This window comes from Aciditerrimonas ferrireducens (assembly GCF_023130475.1).
GTDB lineage: Bacteria > Actinomycetota > Acidimicrobiia > Acidimicrobiales > UBA8190 > Aciditerrimonas > Aciditerrimonas ferrireducens.
Genome location: NZ_JAKHEX010000011.1, coordinates 39,749 through 55,438, shown reverse-complemented (window position 1 = coordinate 55,438; position 15,690 = coordinate 39,749). Strand labels below are relative to the sequence as shown.

Annotated in this window: 14 protein-coding genes; 13 read left to right on the top strand and 1 reads right to left on the bottom strand. The window is 76.1% G+C overall.

Features of this window, described 5'->3' with window-relative positions:
• Window positions 1-15 precede the first annotated feature (15 nt).
• The 13 genes from pyrR to Acit_RS07830 all read left to right on the top strand — a co-directional run bounded on the left by pyrR (window position 16) and on the right by Acit_RS07830 (window position 15,364).
• Window positions 16-582 (top strand): bifunctional pyr operon transcriptional regulator/uracil phosphoribosyltransferase PyrR, encoded by a 567-nt coding sequence (pyrR, locus tag Acit_RS07890; RefSeq protein WP_312710220.1) that lies wholly within the window; start codon window positions 16-18, stop codon window positions 580-582.
• Window positions 579-1,598, top strand: coding sequence for an aspartate carbamoyltransferase catalytic subunit (locus tag Acit_RS07885; protein WP_248107782.1), 1,020 nt, complete (start codon window positions 579-581; stop codon window positions 1,596-1,598). The genes pyrR and Acit_RS07885 overlap by 4 nt, the downstream gene beginning before the upstream one ends.
• Window positions 1,591-2,979 carry a dihydroorotase gene (locus Acit_RS07880; protein ID WP_248107779.1) on the top strand — a complete coding sequence of 463 codons (1,389 nt, stop codon included), beginning with the start codon at window positions 1,591-1,593 and terminating at the stop codon, window positions 2,977-2,979. Before Acit_RS07885 ends, Acit_RS07880 begins: the two co-directional genes overlap by 8 nt.
• On the top strand, window positions 2,976-4,058 hold the full coding sequence (gene carA / locus Acit_RS07875; protein ID WP_248107777.1) for a glutamine-hydrolyzing carbamoyl-phosphate synthase small subunit: 1,083 nt from the start codon (window positions 2,976-2,978) through the stop codon (window positions 4,056-4,058). Before Acit_RS07880 ends, carA begins: the two co-directional genes overlap by 4 nt.
• Entirely contained in the window at window positions 4,058-7,363 is a 3,306-nt protein-coding gene (gene carB, locus Acit_RS07870; RefSeq protein ID WP_248107775.1) for a carbamoyl-phosphate synthase large subunit, read from the top strand. Before carA ends, carB begins: the two co-directional genes overlap by 1 nt.
• Before the next feature lie 11 nt (window positions 7,364-7,374).
• Window positions 7,375-8,586, top strand: coding sequence for a dihydroorotate dehydrogenase (locus Acit_RS07865; protein WP_248107773.1), 1,212 nt, complete (start codon window positions 7,375-7,377; stop codon window positions 8,584-8,586).
• A complete protein-coding gene (gene pyrF, locus Acit_RS07860) occupies window positions 8,583-9,371 on the top strand; it encodes an orotidine-5'-phosphate decarboxylase (protein WP_248107771.1) in 789 nt (262 codons plus the stop codon). The genes Acit_RS07865 and pyrF overlap by 4 nt, the downstream gene beginning before the upstream one ends.
• Window positions 9,372-9,457: 86 nt before the next feature.
• Window positions 9,458-9,778, top strand: a complete 321-nt coding sequence (mihF, locus tag Acit_RS07855; protein WP_248107769.1) for an integration host factor, actinobacterial type — start codon at window positions 9,458-9,460, stop codon at window positions 9,776-9,778.
• Window positions 9,775-10,476 (top strand): guanylate kinase, encoded by a 702-nt coding sequence (locus Acit_RS07850; RefSeq protein WP_312710244.1) that lies wholly within the window; start codon window positions 9,775-9,777, stop codon window positions 10,474-10,476. The genes mihF and Acit_RS07850 overlap by 4 nt, the downstream gene beginning before the upstream one ends.
• Window positions 10,452-10,847 (top strand): DNA-directed RNA polymerase subunit omega, encoded by a 396-nt coding sequence (rpoZ, locus tag Acit_RS13075; RefSeq protein WP_282436562.1) that lies wholly within the window; start codon window positions 10,452-10,454, stop codon window positions 10,845-10,847. The genes Acit_RS07850 and rpoZ overlap by 25 nt, the downstream gene beginning before the upstream one ends.
• A gap of 37 nt (window positions 10,848-10,884) precedes the next feature.
• On the top strand, window positions 10,885-12,141 hold the full coding sequence (gene coaBC / locus Acit_RS07840) for a bifunctional phosphopantothenoylcysteine decarboxylase/phosphopantothenate--cysteine ligase CoaBC (protein WP_248107765.1): 1,257 nt from the start codon (window positions 10,885-10,887) through the stop codon (window positions 12,139-12,141).
• Between the two features lie 56 nt (window positions 12,142-12,197).
• Window positions 12,198-13,394, top strand: coding sequence for a methionine adenosyltransferase (gene metK, locus Acit_RS07835; RefSeq protein ID WP_248107763.1), 1,197 nt, complete (start codon window positions 12,198-12,200; stop codon window positions 13,392-13,394).
• A gap of 20 nt (window positions 13,395-13,414) precedes the next feature.
• Complete coding sequence (locus Acit_RS07830) at window positions 13,415-15,364, top strand: primosomal protein N' family DNA-binding protein (RefSeq protein WP_248107760.1); 1,950 nt, start codon at window positions 13,415-13,417, stop codon at window positions 15,362-15,364.
• On the opposite strand, the gene Acit_RS07825 is transcribed toward Acit_RS07830, so the two are convergent.
• Window positions 15,274-15,687, bottom strand: a complete 414-nt coding sequence (locus Acit_RS07825; protein ID WP_248107758.1) for a PIN domain-containing protein — start codon at window positions 15,685-15,687, stop codon at window positions 15,274-15,276. The two genes, Acit_RS07830 and Acit_RS07825, sit on opposite strands and share 91 nt — an antisense overlap.
• Window positions 15,688-15,690 lie beyond the last annotated feature (3 nt).

The window sequence follows — 15,690 nt, the reverse complement described above, 5'->3', positions numbered from 1 at the left end:
CTGGAGGAGCGAGCCGTGGCGCCTGAGGCGAGTGCGAGTGCCGGTCGCGGCCGGTTCGTTCCCCGGGTCCAGGTGCTCTCGGCGGCGGACGTGGAGCGGGCCCTGACCCGGATGGCCCACGAGATCGTGGAGCGGAACCGGGGCGTCGAGGGCGTGGTCCTCCTCGGGCTCCAGGGCGGCGGGGTGCCCCTGGCGGAACGGCTGGGGGCCCTGCTGGCCGAGGTGCGCGACGGAGGGCGGGTGCCGGTAGGCACCGTGGACGTGGCTCTCTACCGGGACGACATCGGGCTGCGGCCCGTGCAGCCCGAGGCGGCGACCACCGTGCCGGTGGACCTCGACGGGGCGGTGGTGGTGCTGGTGGACGACGTGCTCTTCACCGGCCGGACGGTGCGGGCCGCCCTGGCGGCCCTGGGCGACCTGGGGCGGCCCAAGGCGGTGCAGCTGGCGGTCCTGGTCGACCGGGGCCACCGGGAGCTGCCGATCCGGCCGGACTTCGTCGGGAAGAACCTGCCGACCCGGCGGGACGAGGAGGTCCAGGCGGGCCTGGACGGGGTGGTCATTGGCGAGGTCGAGCCGGCATGAGCCCGAGCAGCGCGTCCCCCGCCGCTCGCTGGGACCGCCGGCACCTGCTGTCGGTGGCTGACCTGTCCCGGGACGACCTGGTGGAGCTGTTGACCCTGAGCGAGCGCTTCGCCGAGGTGGGGCGGCGGCCCATCCCGAAGGTCCCGGCCCTGCGGGGCCGGACGGTGGGGACCGTGTTCGTCGAGGCCTCCACCCGGACCCGGCTCTCGTTCGAGACTGCCGCCCGGCGGCTCTCGGCCGACGTGCTGAGCTTCACGGCCAGCAGCTCGTCGCTGACGAAAGGGGAGTCGCTGCGGGACACGGTCCGGACCATCGAGGCGCTCGGGGTGGACTGCGTGGTGGTCCGCCACGGCTGCGCCGGGGTGCCGACGCAGGTGGCCCGGTGGCTGGGCGACCGGGTGGCGGTAGTGAACGGCGGGGACGGCTGGCACGAGCACCCCACGCAGGCCCTCCTGGACGTCTCGACCCTCCAGCAGGCCCTGGCGGCGCGGGCCGGGGTGCCGGTGGAGGAGGCGGGAGTCGAGGGGTTCGCCGGCCTGCGGGTGGCGATCGTGGGCGACGTCGGCCACAGCCGGGTGGCCCGGTCCTTGGTGGGGCTCCTGGCCGTGCTCGGGGCGAAGGTCACCCTGGTGGCCCCTGGCAGCCTGCTGCCCGCCTCGTTGGAGGGCTGGCCGCTGGCCGGGGTCAGCCACGACCTGGACGCGGTGCTGGGGGACCTCGACGTCTGCTACCTGCTGCGGCTGCAGACCGAGCGGGGAGCGGGCCGGTTCCTGCCTTCGCTGCGGGAGTACCGGGAGTGTTTCGGCCTGAGCGCGAAGCGGGCCGCCCGGCTCGGACCCGACGCCGTGGTGCTGCACCCCGGCCCGATGGTCCGGGGGGTGGAGATCGCCGAGGAGGTCTGCGAGGACCCCCGGTGCCTGGTGCTGCAGCAGGTGGAAACCGGGGTGGCGGTGCGGATGGCCGTCCTCTACCAGCTGCTGACCCCGGGGGAGTCCGAGGAGGTGAACCGTGGCTGAGCCCCGGCGTCGGACGACCCGGCGGGCCCCTCGGGTGCTGGTCCTGCGGGGCGGCACGGTGGTGGACGAGGGCGGCGCCCGGCGGGCCGACGTGGTGGTGCGCGAGGGGCGAATCGACGCGGTCGGCCCGGACCTGGGCGTCCCCGGGGGCGCGACGGTGCTGGAGGCCGACGGCTGCCTGGTGACCCCGGGCTTCGTGGACCTGCACTGCCACCTGCGCCAGCCGGGGGGCGAGACCGCCGAGACGGTGGTCTCGGCCAGCCGGGCCGCGGTCCTGGGGGGCTTCACGGCCGTCGTGGCCATGCCGAACACCGAGCCGGCCATCGACCAGGCGAGCGTGGTCCGGGAGGTCCAGGCGCTGGCCGAGGACGCCCTCTGCGAGGTGGCGGTGGCCGGGGCCATCACCGTGGGGCGGGCCGGGGAGCGCCTGGCCCCCCTGGGGGAGATGGCCGCGTTGGGAGTCCGGCTGTTCACCGACGACGGGCGAGGGGTCCAGGACGGGGGGGTGCTGCGCCGGGCCCTGGACTACGCCCGGGGCCTCGGGGTGACCCTGGCCGAGCACTGCGAGGACGAGGCGATCGCCGGGGCGGGCCTGATGCACGAGGGGGTCTGGTCCTCGCGCCTGGGCCTGCCGGGCCGGCCGGCCGCCGCCGAGGAGGCCATGGTGGCGCGGGACCTGGCCCTGCTGCGGGCCACCGGGGGCCGGCTGCACCTGCTGCACCTCTCGAGCGCCGGCTCCTTCCGGCTGCTGGCCGCGGCCAAGGCCGAGGGGCTGGCGGTGACCGCCGAGGTCACCCCGCACCACCTGGCCCTGACGGACGCCTGCCTGGCCGACTTCGACCCGGTCTGGAAGGTCCACCCGCCCCTGCGGGGCGGGGCCGACGTGGCGGCCGCCCGGGAGGCCTGCGCCAGCGGGCTGGTCGACGCCCTGGCAACCGATCACGCGCCCCACCCCCCCGAAGCGAAGGAGGTCCCCTTGGACGAGGCGGCGCCCGGCATGCTGGGCCTGCAGACCGCCTGGCCGGTGGCCCTGGCCGCCTTGCACGACGGGGTAGCACCCCCGGTGGGCCTGGGCGGGGAGCCCGACCCGGGCAGTCCCCGGCTGGACCTGGTCCGGCTGGTCGGCCTGCTCAGCTGGCAGCCGGCCCGAATCGCCGGTCTCGGGCCGGAGCAGGTTGGCACCCAGGGCGGCCCGATCGTGCCGGGGGCGGCGGCCAACCTGGCGGTCCTGGACCCGGCGTGCCGCTGGCGGCTCGAGGCCGGGGCCCTGGCCAGCTTGAGCCGGAACAGCCCGTGGCTCGGCGCGACGCTCACCGGCCGGGTCCGGCACACGGTGGTGGCCGGGGAGCCGGTGGTGGTGGACGGGGAGGCCCAGCGATGAGGCGGCCAGGCCACCTGGTGCTGGCCGACGGCTCGGTCCTCGCAGGTGAGCTGGTCGGCTTCGAGCCCCCCGAGGGGGTGGCCACCGGGGAGCTGGTGTTCAACACGGTCCTCTCGGGCTACCAGGAGGTCCTGAGCGACCCGAGCTACGCCGGCCAGGTGGTCTGCTTCACCTACCCGCACATCGGGAACTACGGGGTCACCCCGGAGGACGACGAGGCCCGGCGGCCGTTCTGCCGGGGGGTGGTGGTCCGGGACCTGACCGCGACCCCCTCGTCCTGGCGGGCCGGTGAGCCCCTCGAGGCCTACCTGCGGCGCCACCAGGTGCCGGGGATCGCCGGGGTGGACACCCGGCGGCTCACCCGGCTGGTGCGCCGCGAAGGGGCCATGGGGTGCGCCTTCGGCTGGCGGGACGTCGAGGAGCTGGCGGCTGCCGCCCGGGCCGAGCCGGGCACGACCGGTCGGGACCTGGTCCGGGAGGTGACCACCGCGGCGCCCTACGAGCTGGGGGCGGGACCGTGGCGGGTGGTGGCCCTGGACTTCGGGGTCAAGCGGACCATGCTGCGGCTGCTGGCCGAGCGGGCCCGGGTGACGGTGGTGCCGGCGAGCACGAAGGCCGAGGAGGTGCTGGCCCTGGAGCCCGACGGGGTGCTGCTCTCGAACGGGCCGGGGGACCCCGCGGCCCTCGACGCCCAGGCCGCCTGCGTGGCCGGGCTGCTGGGGCGGGTGCCGGTCTTCGGGATCTGCCTGGGCCACCAGCTGCTCTGCCGGGCGGTAGGGGCCGAGACCTACAAGCTGCCCTTCGGGCACCACGGCGGGAACCACCCGGTGCGGCGGCTGGACACCGGGCAGGTGGAGGTGACCGCCCAGAACCACAACTACGCCGTGGACCGGGCCAGCTTGCCCAAGGAGGCCGAGGTGACCCACGTGAACCTGAACGACGGGGTCGTCGAGGGGATCGCGCTGCCCCGGGCGCAGGCCTTCAGCGTGCAGTACCACCCGGAGGCGGGCCCCGGGCCGCACGACGCCCGGTACCTCTTCGGGCGGTTCTGGCGGCTGGTCGAGGAACGGAGCCACTGATGCCGCGGCGGGAGGACCTGGAGAGCATCCTGGTGATCGGCTCGGGCCCGATCGTGATCGGCCAGGCCTGCGAGTTCGACTACTCGGGCAGCCAGGCGTGCCGGGTGCTGCGGGCCGAGGGGTACCGGGTGGTGCTGGTGAACTCGAACCCGGCGACCATCATGACCGACCCCGACCTGGCCGACCGGACCTACGTGGAGCCCCTGGTCCCCGAGGTGCTGGCCGCCATCCTCGAACGGGAGCGCCCTGATGCCCTGCTCCCGACCCTGGGGGGCCAGACAGCGCTGAACCTGGCGATGGCGCTGGCCGAGCAGGGGGTGCTCCGCGACCTCGGGGTGGAGCTCATCGGGGCGAACGCCGAGGCCATCGCCACCGCCGAGGACCGGGAGCGGTTCAAGGCGGCGATGGAGGAGATCGGGCTGGCGGTGGCCGCCTCGGGCTTCGCCCACGACGTGGAGGAGGCCCTGGCGGTGGCCGAGGCGGTGGGCTACCCGGTCATGCTGCGGCCGAGCTACATCCTCGGCGGGGCCGGCACCGGGGTGGCGGCCGACCGGGAAGAGCTGGTGCGGCTGGCCGGGGAGGGCCTGCGGGCCAGCCCGATCGGCCAGGTGCTGGTGGAGCGCTCGGTGGTCGGCTGGAAGGAGTACGAGCTCGAGGTGATGCGGGACCGGGCGGACAACTGCGTGGTGGTCTGCAGCATCGAGAACCTCGACCCGATGGGGGTCCACACCGGGGACTCCATCACGGTGGCGCCGGCCCAGACCCTCTCGGACGTGGAGTACCAGGCGATGCGGGACGAGGCCTTCGCTTGCATCCGGCGGGTGGGGGTGGAGACCGGCGGGTCGAACATCCAGTTCGCCGTGGACCCCCGAAGCGGCCAGCGGCTCGTGGTCGAGATGAACCCCCGGGTGTCGCGCTCCTCGGCGCTCGCCTCGAAGGCGACGGGCTTCCCGATCGCGAAGATCGCCGCCCGGCTCGCGGTGGGCTACACGTTGGACGAGATCCGCAACGACATCACCGGGGCCACCCCGGCGAGCTTCGAACCGGTCATCGACTACGTGGTGACGAAGGTGCCCCGCTGGGCCTTCGAGAAGCTGCCCGGCGCACCGGTGCGGCTGGGCACCCGGATGCAGTCGGTCGGGGAGGTCATGGCCATCGGGCGGACCTTCCCGGAGTCGCTGCAGAAGGCCCTGCGGTCCTTGGAGCAGGGCCGCGCTGGCCTGAACGCCGACCCGGGCGAGGCGGCCCTGGCGGAGCGGAGCGAGGAGGAGCTGCTGGCCTCGCTGACGGTGCCGACCCCCGACCGGATCTTCGCGGTCGAAGCCGCCCTGCGCCGGGGCATCGAGGTCGAGCGGATCCAGGCGGCGACAGGGATCGACCCGTGGTTCTTGGACCAGATCGGGGCCATCGTGGCCGGCCGTCGGGAGCTCGAGGCCCGGCTGGCCGAGGGCGGGCTAGCCGGGCTCGACGAGGCCGGCTGGCGGCGGGCCAAGCGGCTGGGCTTCGCCGACGCCCAGGTGGCCTACCTGGCCGGGCGGCCCGAGGCCGAGGTGCGGGCGGCCCGGGAGCGCAGCGGGGTGCGGCCGACCTTCAAGACCGTGGACACCTGCGCGGCCGAGTTCGCCGCCCAGACCCCCTACCACTACGGGACTTTCGAGGACGAGGACGAGGTCCGCCCGGCCGAGGCCCCCCGGGTGGTGATCCTCGGGTCGGGCCCGAACCGGATCGGCCAGGGGATCGAGTTCGACTACTGCTGTGTGCACGCCTCGATGGCCCTGCGGGACGCGGGCTACGAGACGGTCATGGTGAACTGCAACCCCGAGACGGTCTCGACCGACTACGACACCTCGAGCCGGCTGTACTTTGAGCCGCTGACCGCCGAGGACCTCGAGGCGGTGCTGGCCGCCGAGCGCCGGGCCGGTCCCCTCGCCGGGGTGATCGTCGCCCTGGGGGGCCAGACCCCCTTGAAGCTGGCCGCCGGGCTGCCCCCGTCGCTGGTCCTCGGCACCCCCCCGGCCTCCATCGAGGCCGCCGAGGACCGGGCCCGGTGGAACGAGCTCTGCCAGCGGCTCGGGATCCCCCAGCCCCCCGGGGGGACCGCCAGGGACCTCGCCGAGGCCAAGGCGGTGGCCGCCGAGGTGGGCTACCCGGTGTTGGTACGGCCGAGCTACGTCCTGGGGGGCCGGGCCATGGAGATCGTCTACGACGAGGACCGGCTGACCGAGGTGGTGGGTCGGCTGGCCGACGCCCTGGCCCGGGAGGGCGGCCAGGCGGCCACCGCCCCGATCCTGGTCGACCGCTTCCTGGAGGAGGCGGTGGAGGTCGACGTGGACGCGGTGCGGGACCGGACCGGCGAGGTGCTGATCGCCGGGATCATGGAGCATGTCGAGGAGGCCGGGGTGCACTCCGGGGACTCGGCCTGCGCCCTGCCGCCGCAGACCCTGGCCCCGGCGGTCCTCGAGGCCATCGAAGCCCACGTGCGGGCCCTGGCCGAGGCCCTCGAGGTGGTGGGCCTGGTGAACGTCCAGTTCGCCGTCCGGGACGGCACCCCCTCCGTGCTGGAGGCCAACCCGCGGGCGAGCCGGACGGTCCCCTTCGTGGCCAAGGCGACCGGCGTGCCCTGGGCGAAGGTGGCGGCTCGGCTCATGGTGGGGGCCACGCTCAGCGAGCTGCGATCCGAGGGCATGGTCCCCCGGGTGCTGACGCCCCCGGCCCACGTGGCGGTGAAGGAGGCGGTGCTCCCCTTCGACCGGTTCCCGGAGGTCGACAGCGTGCTGGGTCCCGAGATGCGCTCGACCGGGGAGGTCATGGGGGTGGACCGGACCTTCGGCCTGGCCTTCGCCAAGAGCCAGCTGGCCGCCGGCACCCGGCTGCCCGAGACGGGCACCGTGCTGTTCTCCTTGGCCGACCGGGACAAGACCGGAGGGGTGGCGGTGGCGGCCCGCTTCGCCGAGCTCGGGTTCTCGCTCGTCGCCACCGCCGGCACCGCGACCGCCCTGCGGGCAGCCGGCCTCCCGGTGGCGGGGATGGCCGCGAAGCTCGGGGAGGTGGACCCGCCGGGTCCCGACGCGGTCGAGCTCATCCGCGGCGGGGCAGTCCAGCTGGTGGTGAACACCCCGCAGGGCCGGGGCCCGCGGGCCGACGGCGACCAGATCCGGCGGGCCGCGCGCATCGCGAAGGTCCCCTGCCTGACGACCCTGGCGGCGGCGCGGGCCGCGGCCGCGGGGATCGCCGACCAGCGGAGCCACCCGCTGGCGGTCTGGCACCTCCAGGAGCTCCACGGCGCGGGAGGCGCCGCCCCGTGAGGCGACGGCCGGTGGACCTCGCCACGCAGGTGGGCTCGGTGGCCCTGCCGGCGCCGGTCCTCACCGCCTCGGGCACGGCCGGGTTCGGGACGGAGCTGGCCGGGGCGATGGACCTCGGGGCCCTCGGGGCGGTGGTGGTGAAGTCCCTGGCCCACTTCCCCTGGCCGGGCAACGAGGCCCCTCGGGTGGTCCCCACCCCGGCGGGCATGCTGAACGCGGTGGGCCTCCAGGGGCCCGGGGTCGCGGCCTGGCGGGACCAACAGCTGCCGGCCCTCGTGGCGGGCGGGGCTCGGGTGGTGGCCAGCATCTGGGGCCGGACGGTCGAGGAGTTCGGGCGGGCGGCCGCCGAGCTGGCCGGGGCCCCGGGGGTTCTGGCGGTCGAGGTGAACGTGAGCTGCCCGAACGTCGAGGACCGGCGCCGGATGTTCGCCCACTCGGCCCGGGCGACCGCCGAGGCGGTGGAGGCGGCCGGGGCCGCTGGGCTGCCCCGCTGGGCCAAGCTCAGCCCGAACGTGCCGGACGTGGTGGAGATCGCCGGGGCCGCCCTGGCGGGGGGAGCGGAGGGCCTGGTGCTGGTGAACACCGTGCTGGGCATGGCCATCGACCCGGCCCGGCGGGCCTACCGCCTGGGCTCGGGCCCCGCGGGCGGAGGCCTCTCGGGACCGGCCATCCGGCCGATCGCCGTCCGTGCCGTCCACGACGTCCGGGCCGCCTTCCCGACGGTCGGCATCGTGGGGGTCGGGGGGGTGGCGAGCGGGCGGGACGCGGCCGAGCTGCTCTGCGCCGGGGCGGACGCCGTCGAGGTCGGGACGGCCACGTTCGCCGACCCCGGGGCTCCGCTGAAGGTGCTGCTCCAGTTGGTGCGCTGGTGCCAGCGCCACCGGGTGCCGGCCGTCCGCGACCTGGTTGGGTCGGTGCACCGCTCCTCGGCTCCGTCCTCGGTCGAGGCGCCGTCGGGAGCGGAGGCGTCCCCGGGGGATCGGGTCGGGAGGGGCGTGGCGGCAGCAGCTCGAGATCCGGGCGATGTCGCGCCCCCGGTCGCGCCGGGTCCGGACGACGGGTCGGCCCTGCTGGCCGCGGTGCGGGCCCAGCTGGACGCCCTGGACCAGGGGATGGCCCGGCAGACCGAGGAGGTCGCCCGGCTCGGTGCCGCCCTGGCGAAGCTGGCCGAGGCCCTCCTGGCGGCGAGCGAGCAGCCGGCCGAGGGTCGGGGGCGTCCGTGAGGGCTCCCGAGGGCCCAGGCGACGCGGCGGCCCCGGCGGTGCGCCAGCGCCTGGCCCTGGCCCTGGACCGGCCGACGCTGGCCGACGCCGAGGAGCTGCTTCGCCGGCTCGGCCGCTGGTTCGGGATGGGCAAGGTGGGCTTGGAGCTCTTCGTCGCCGCCGGCCCCAAGGCGTGGGCGGCGGTGGCCGCCGCCGGCCTGGGCGTGTTCGCCGACCTGAAGCTCCACGACATCCCGGCCACGGTCGAAGGGGCTGCCCGGGCGGCGGCGCGGGGAGGCGCAGACCTGCTCACGGTGCACCTCGCCGGAGGGCCGGCCATGGTGGCCGCGGCCGTGGCCGGCTTCGGCGAAGGGGCGGCGGCCCGGCTGGCAGCGGGGGAGCCGGGCCGCTGGCGGGGCCCCCGGGGGGTGCTCGGGGTGACGGTCCTCACCAGCGAAGCGAACGCCGATCCCGGGGTGCTGGCCGCCCGGGCCGCCCTGGCGGTCGAGGCAGGGTGCGTGGGCCTGGTCTGTGCCGCCCAGGACCAGCCCGTCGTGGCCGACGTGGCCCCGACGCTGCTGCGGGTCGTGCCGGGCGTCCGGTTGGCCGGGGGAGCCCGGCAGGACCAGGCCCGGGTGGCCACCCCGGCCGAGGCGATCCGCGGGGGGGCCGGGCTCCTGGTGATCGGGCGGGCGGTGACCGCCGCGGAGAACCCGGGGGCGGCCGCTGCGGCCGTGGCCGCCGAGGTGCACCGTGCCCTCGGGCGGGACGACGCCCGCCGGCCCTGGAACCCCGGCCAGCCCTGACGCCCCGGCCGGCGAGGCGGCCACGGCAGGGGCCTGACCTGGGCAGTGTCCCCCGAGGCCCGGGTGCCGGCGCTAAGGTGGCCGCCATGCCGCAACCTCCCGCACTCACCGCCGAGCAGCGTCAGGCGGCCCTCGACAAGGCGGCCAAGGTCCGCCGGGAGCGGGCCGAGGTGAAGGAGAAGCTCAAGATGGGCACGATCTCCCTCGCCGACCTGTTGGCCCGCGCGGACAGCGACGAGACGGTCGGGAAGATGAAGGTCCTCTCGGTCCTGGAGTCGCTACCGGGGCTCGGCAAGGTGAAGGCCCGGCGGCTCATGGAGGCTGCCGGGATCAGCGAGACACGCCGGCTGCAGGGCCTGGGCGCGAACCAGCGCAAGGCCCTGCTGGACGCCACCAGCAAGTCCTGATCGTCGTCCTGGCAGGCCCCGGCGGGGCCGGCAAGGGGACGGTGGCCGCCCGACTGGTCGCCGCCGATCCGACGCTCTGGCTGAGCCGTTCGTGGACGACCCGGGCCCGGCGGCCCGGGGAGTCTCCGGACGCCTATGTCTTCGTGGACCGGCCGACCTTCCTGGCGCGGGTCGCCTCGGGGGGGTTCCTCGAGTGGGCGGAGTTCCTCGGCGAGCTCTACGGCACCCCGGTCCCCGACCCACCGGCTGGCAAGGACGTGCTGCTGGAGATCGACCTGCAAGGAGCCCGACAGATCCGGGCCCTGGACCCGGGGGCCCTGGTGATCCTGCTGGTGCCGCCGAGCGAGGAGGTCCAGGAGGCCCGGCTGCGGGCCCGGGGCGACGACGAGGCGGCCGTGGCTCGACGGATCGCCACGGGACGGGCCGAGGTGGCCGGGCTTCGGGAGATCTGTGACGCGGTGGTGGTGAACGACGAGGTCGACCGGGCGGTGGCGGAGATCCTCGGTATACTTGAGCAGGAGCGTCGGCGGCGACGCGCGCCCATCGGGGCGAGCGTCTCGACGGCAGTGTCCGAAGCGCCCGGCGAGGGGTCGGAATCGGAGCAGGCTGGCCGACCCGGCGGACAGGGCACCGGGGCGCAGGGGCAGCAGGGAGAGGACGAGGACCGGAGCGGATGGCACAGCGGACCCCGACGTTGATGGACCCGCCGATCGAGCGGCTGCTGGAGGTGACCGGCTCGAAGTTCGCCCTGGTCACCCTGGCGGCGCTGCGGGCTCGGCAGATCAACAGCTACTACACGAGCCTCGGGGAGGGTCTGGGACGGATCGCCCCACCGCAGGTGACCTCCGTCTCGGGCAAGCCCCTCACCATCGCGTTCGAGGAGATCGCTGCTGGCAAGGCCCTGCCAAGGGTGCCGAGCGACGACGAGGCGGCCAGCGGGGAGGCCGCCGGCCACGACTCCGAGGACCAGGCCGAGGGGACGGCCGCTGCGGCCGCCGCAACGGTGAACGCCGTGCCGGACGCCGGCCTGGCGACGGGGGGCGACGGGGACGGCGAGCCCGCCGCCTGAGCCGGCGCGGCGCAGGGCGACGCGGAGCCCAGGCGGCATGGACGAGGGAGCCGCGGCAGGGGAGGCTGCCTCGGCGGCGCCCCGGCTGGCCGGCCGGCGGCTGGTGCTGGGGGTGACGGGCGGGATCGCCGCCTACAAGGCGGTGGAGGTCTGCCGCCGGCTGGTCGACGAGGGTGCCCACGTGGTCCCGGTGATGACCGCCGAGGCCGAGCGGTTCGTGGGGGCCACGACGTTCTCGGCCCTGGCCTCAGAGCCGGTCCGGCGGTCGCTGTGGTCCGATGCCGACCCCGTCCCCCACACGCGGCTCGGGCAGTGGGCGGAGCTGGTCCTCGTGGTGCCGGCCACTGCCCGGTTCCTCGGGCTCTACGCCCACGGGATCGCCGAGGGCCTGCTGAGCGCCACGGTGCTGGCCACCCGCGCCCCGGTGGTGGTCTGCCCGGCGATGCACACGGAGATGTGGGAGCACCCGGCGGTGCAGGACAACGTCGCCACGCTGCGCCGGCGGGGCGTGGTGGTCGTGGGGCCGGCATCGGGCCGGCTGGCCGGCGGGGACGTGGGGGCCGGCCGGCTGGCCGAACCGGCGGCCATCGTGGCGGCGGTCACCGACGTGCTGTGCCGGGCCCGGGACCTGGCCGGCCACCGGGTGCTGGTGACCGCCGGGGGCACCAGGGAACCGATCGACCCGGTCCGGGTGCTGACGAACCGCTCGTCAGGCAAGCAGGGGCACGCCCTGGCCGAGGCGGCCGCGGCCCGGGGGGCCGAGGTGGTCCTGGTGACCACGGCGGACCAGCCGGTGCCGGCAGGGGCGAGGGTGGTGCGGGTGGAGACGGCGGCCCAGATGGCCGAAGCGGTCCTCGCCGAGGCCCCCAGTTGCGACGTGGTGATCATGGCGGCCGCCGTGGCCGACTTCCGGCCGGCGAGGGTGGCCCCGGCCAAGCTCAAGAAGGCCGAAGGGCCCCCGGCGCTGGACCTGGTGCCGACCGAGGACATCCTGGCCGAGCTGGGCCGACGTCGGCGGCCCGGGCAGGTCCTGGTGGGCTTCGCCGCCGAGACCGGGGACCCGCTGGCCTCGGCCGAGGCGAAGCTGGCGGCGAAGGGCGTGGACCTGGTGGTGGCGAACGACGTGAGCCGGGACGGGGTGGGGTTCGAGGGCGAGACGAACGAGGTCGTGGTGGTGGACCAGGACGGAGGGCGCCAGGTGGTCTCGCTGCGGAGCAAGCGGGAGGTGGCGGACGCCGTCTTGGATAGGGTGGTCGAGTGGCTCGGCGCCCGTGGGGACCGGGCCGGGGGCTGACGCTGGGCCAGTCCCACTGGACGACAGTCCCATCGGACGAGGAGCAGGAGCCGCTCGTGAGCCGTCGCACCACCTTCACCTCGGAGTCGGTCACCGAGGGCCACCCGGACAAGATGGCCGACCAGATCTCCGACGCCGTGCTGGACGCGGTGCTGGCCGAGGATCCGCTGGGGCGGGTGGCGTGCGAGACGCTGCTGACCACCGGCTTGGTGGTCGTCGCCGGCGAGATCTCGACGAGCTGCTACGTCGACATCCCGAGCCTGGTCCGGTCGGTGATCTGCGAGATCGGCTACGACAGCGACGCCGTGGGGTTCAACGGGCGGACCTGCGGGGTGGTGGTGGCCCTCGACGAGCAGTCCCCGGACATCGCCCAGGGGGTCGACCTGGCCCACGAGGTGCGGGCCGGCACCGCGGGCGAGGACCTCTTGAACGCCCAGGGGGCCGGGGACCAGGGGATGATGTTCGGCTACGCCTGCGACGAGACGCCGGACCTCATGCCGCTGCCCATCTGGCTGGCCCACCGCTTGGCCCAGCGCCTGGCCCAGGTGCGGCGGGTCGGCATGCTGCCGTACCTGCGGCCCGACGGCAAGACCCAGGTGACGGTGGTCTACGAGGACGACCGGCCGGTCGCCCTGGACACGGTGCTGATCTCCACCCAGCACGCCCAGGGCGTCGATCTGGAGACCCTCCTGCTGCCGGACCTCCGGGAGCACGTCGTGGCCCCCCTGCTGCCCCCGACCCTGGACAGCGAGGGGATGCGGCTCCTGGCCAACCCGACGGGCCGCTTCGAGCTGGGCGGTCCCCACGCCGACACCGGCCTGACGGGTCGGAAGATCATCGTGGACACCTACGGGGGCATGGCCCGGCACGGCGGCGGGGCCTTCTCGGGGAAGGACCCCTCGAAGGTGGACCGCTCGGGGGCCTACGCCGCTCGCTGGGTGGCGAAGCACGTCGTGGCGGCCGGTGCGGCCCGGCGGTGCGAGGTGCAGGTGGCCTACGCCATCGGGGTGGCCCACCCGGTGTCCTTGCTGGTGGAGACCTTTGGCACCGAGACGGTCGACCCGCTGCGCATCGAGCGGGCGGTCCGCGAGCTGTTCGACCTGCGGCCGGCCAGCATCGTGCGGGACCTGGACCTGCGCCGGCCCATCTACCGCCGGACCGCGGCCTACGGGCACTTCGGCCGGGCCGACAAGGAGATGACCTGGGAGCAGACGCCGCGGCTGGAGGAGCTGAAGCGGGCCCTGGACCTCTGAGCGAGGACCTGTTCGCCCGGGTGGTCGTGGAGGTCCGCTCGGGGGTCCGGCCCTTGGACTACCGGGTGCCCGCCGAGCTGGCCGACCAGGTGACGGTGGGCAGCGAGGTGCGGGTGGCCCTCGGGCCGCGGCGCCTGCGGGGCTGGGTGGTGGGCCTCGACACGAGCTCGGCGGTCGACGGCGACCTGAAGCCCCTGCTGGCCTGTCGGGGGGTCGGGCCGCCGCCCCGGGTGGTGGCGGCGTGCGGATGGGCGGCCTGGCGGTACGGGGCGGCCAGCCCCGCGCCCTTGCTGGGCAGCGCCTCGAGTCCCCGGGTGGTCAGGTCCCTGCCGGCTCCCGGGCCGTTCCCCCCGAGCCGTCCGGCGACGAGGGCCACGGCGGCGGGCTGGCCGGCGGTCGTGCGAAGGGCGCTGGAGCACGGCGGCGGGGTGGTGCGGATCGGCCCGGCCGTCCCGCTGACCGCCCTGGCGGACGCCGCCCTCGGGGTGCTGGCGAGCCGGCCGGCCCAGGGCGGCGGGCCCAAGGACGGCGCTGGGGTCGTGGTGGTGGTGCCCGAGCGCGCCGACGCCCAGCAGGTCGCCGAGGGGCTGCGGTCAGGGGGCTGGCCGGTGGCCCTGTTGCCCGAGGACTGGGCGGCGGCCCGGGCCGGTGGCCGGGTGGTGGTCGGGAGCCGGGCCGCGGCGTTCGCCCCGCTGCCGGCCCTCGCCGGCGCGGTGGTCCTGGACGGTCACGACCGGGCCCTGCGGGAGCAGGCCGCGCCCACCTGGTGGGCGCCGGAGGTCCTGGCGCAGCAGGCGAAGGAGGCGGCGGTGCCGTGGCTGGCGACCTCGCCGTGCCCGACGGCCGGCCTGCTCGACCTCGGGCCCCTCAGCGTCCCGCCTCGGGCGGTGGAGCGGGCCGGCTGGCCAGCCGTGGAGGTGGTGGACCTGGCCCGGGCCGACCCCCGGGAGGGCTTGGTGAGCGGCACGCTGGTGCGCTGGTGCCGCTGGGCCCACGCGGAGCCGGGCCGGCGGGTGGTCGTGGTCCTGAACCGCCTGGGGGAAGCCCGCCGGGTCCGCTGCGCCCGCTGTCGGGCGCTGCAACGCTGCGAGGGCTGCGCCACGCCGCTTCAGGGGCCGGGCCCCGGCGCGCCCGCGGTCCTCTCGTGCCCGACCTGCGGGGCGGAGCGGCCCCTGGTCTGCGCGGCCTGCGGGGCGACCCGGCTCCGCCAGGAGCAGCCCGGGGCGGCCCGTTTCGCCCGGGCCCTGGCCCAGGCCGCCGGGGTGCCGGTGGCGCTCCGGACCGCCGAGGGGACCGCCGGGCCGGCGGGGGCGGCCGTGGTGGTCGGCACGGAGGCCGCCCTGCGGGGCGAGCCAGCGGACCTGGTGGCCTTCGCCGACCTGGACCCGCAGCTGCTGGCCCCCCGGGTCGGTGCCAGCGCGGGGGCGTTGGCCCTGCTCGCCCGGGCGGCCCGCCTGGTCGGGCGGTCCAGGGCGCTCGGAGCTGCCGGCCGGGCCCCGGGCCGGCTCGTGCTCCAGACCCGCCAACCCGAGCACCCCGCGGTCCGGGCTGCCCTGTTGGCCGACCCGACGCCGGTGACCGAGGCGGACACGGCGGGTCGCCGGGAGGTCGGCCTGCCGCCCTTCACCTGCCGAGTGGTCCTCCACGGGCCGACCAGCGACGAGGCGGCCGGGTCGCTGGCCGACCCCTCGGCGCTGGGAGGGTCGAGGTGCGGTCCTCGGACCGAGAAGCCCTCCTCGACCGGCTGGCGGCCCTGCGGCGTCCCGCTGGCCTGGTGGTGGCCGTGGACCCCGACGACGACTGAGCGGGCGGGGCAGCTCGCGGCGCCGGTGGCTGGTGAGCGGGGTGGCCGGCGCCTTTCCGGCGCGTCCTCGGTGGTTCAGGGAAGGACCTGGAAGGAGCCACCGTCGAGTGGTCGGAGGACGTCGAAGTGCCGGCGATCGAGGGTGGCGATCGAGCGGGTCCGATAGCGCGCCGCGAGGACCACGATCGACGCGTCGGCCACCCCGATCCGCTGGTCCGGGTAGGAAGCGATGACCTCGCGGGCCCGGCGGAGGCTTGCCGTGTCGAGGCCGGCCAGGTCCCATGCGCCGCTTGCGAGCTCGTCGAGGACGACCAGCCCGCGCTCTAGCCCGTGTCGGGTGCCGACGAGGTAGTCCAGTTCGGCGACGACATAGGGGGAGACCACGGGGGTCTCGGCGGTCACGAGCACCTCGGACACCGCGCGGTGGTCGGGCTCCGAGGCGTCGAAGAACGCGAGGAGTGCGCTCGTGTCCACGATGACCGGTGGCACGGT

Bases quoted from the DNA above. Each gene is read 5' to 3' on its own strand.
- coaBC (WP_248107765.1), top strand. From the start codon at position 10,885: ATGGACGAGGGAGCCGCGGCAGGGGAGGCTGCCTCGGCGGCGCCCCGG.
- mihF (WP_248107769.1), top strand. From the start codon at position 9,458: ATGCCGCAACCTCCCGCACTCACCGCCGAGCAGCGTCAGGCGGCCCTC.
- Acit_RS07885 (WP_248107782.1), top strand. From the start codon at position 579: ATGAGCCCGAGCAGCGCGTCCCCCGCCGCTCGCTGGGACCGCCGGCAC.
- carA (WP_248107777.1), top strand. From the start codon at position 2,976: ATGAGGCGGCCAGGCCACCTGGTGCTGGCCGACGGCTCGGTCCTCGCA.
- carB (WP_248107775.1), top strand. From the start codon at position 4,058: ATGCCGCGGCGGGAGGACCTGGAGAGCATCCTGGTGATCGGCTCGGGC.
- rpoZ (WP_282436562.1), top strand. From the start codon at position 10,452: ATGGCACAGCGGACCCCGACGTTGATGGACCCGCCGATCGAGCGGCTG.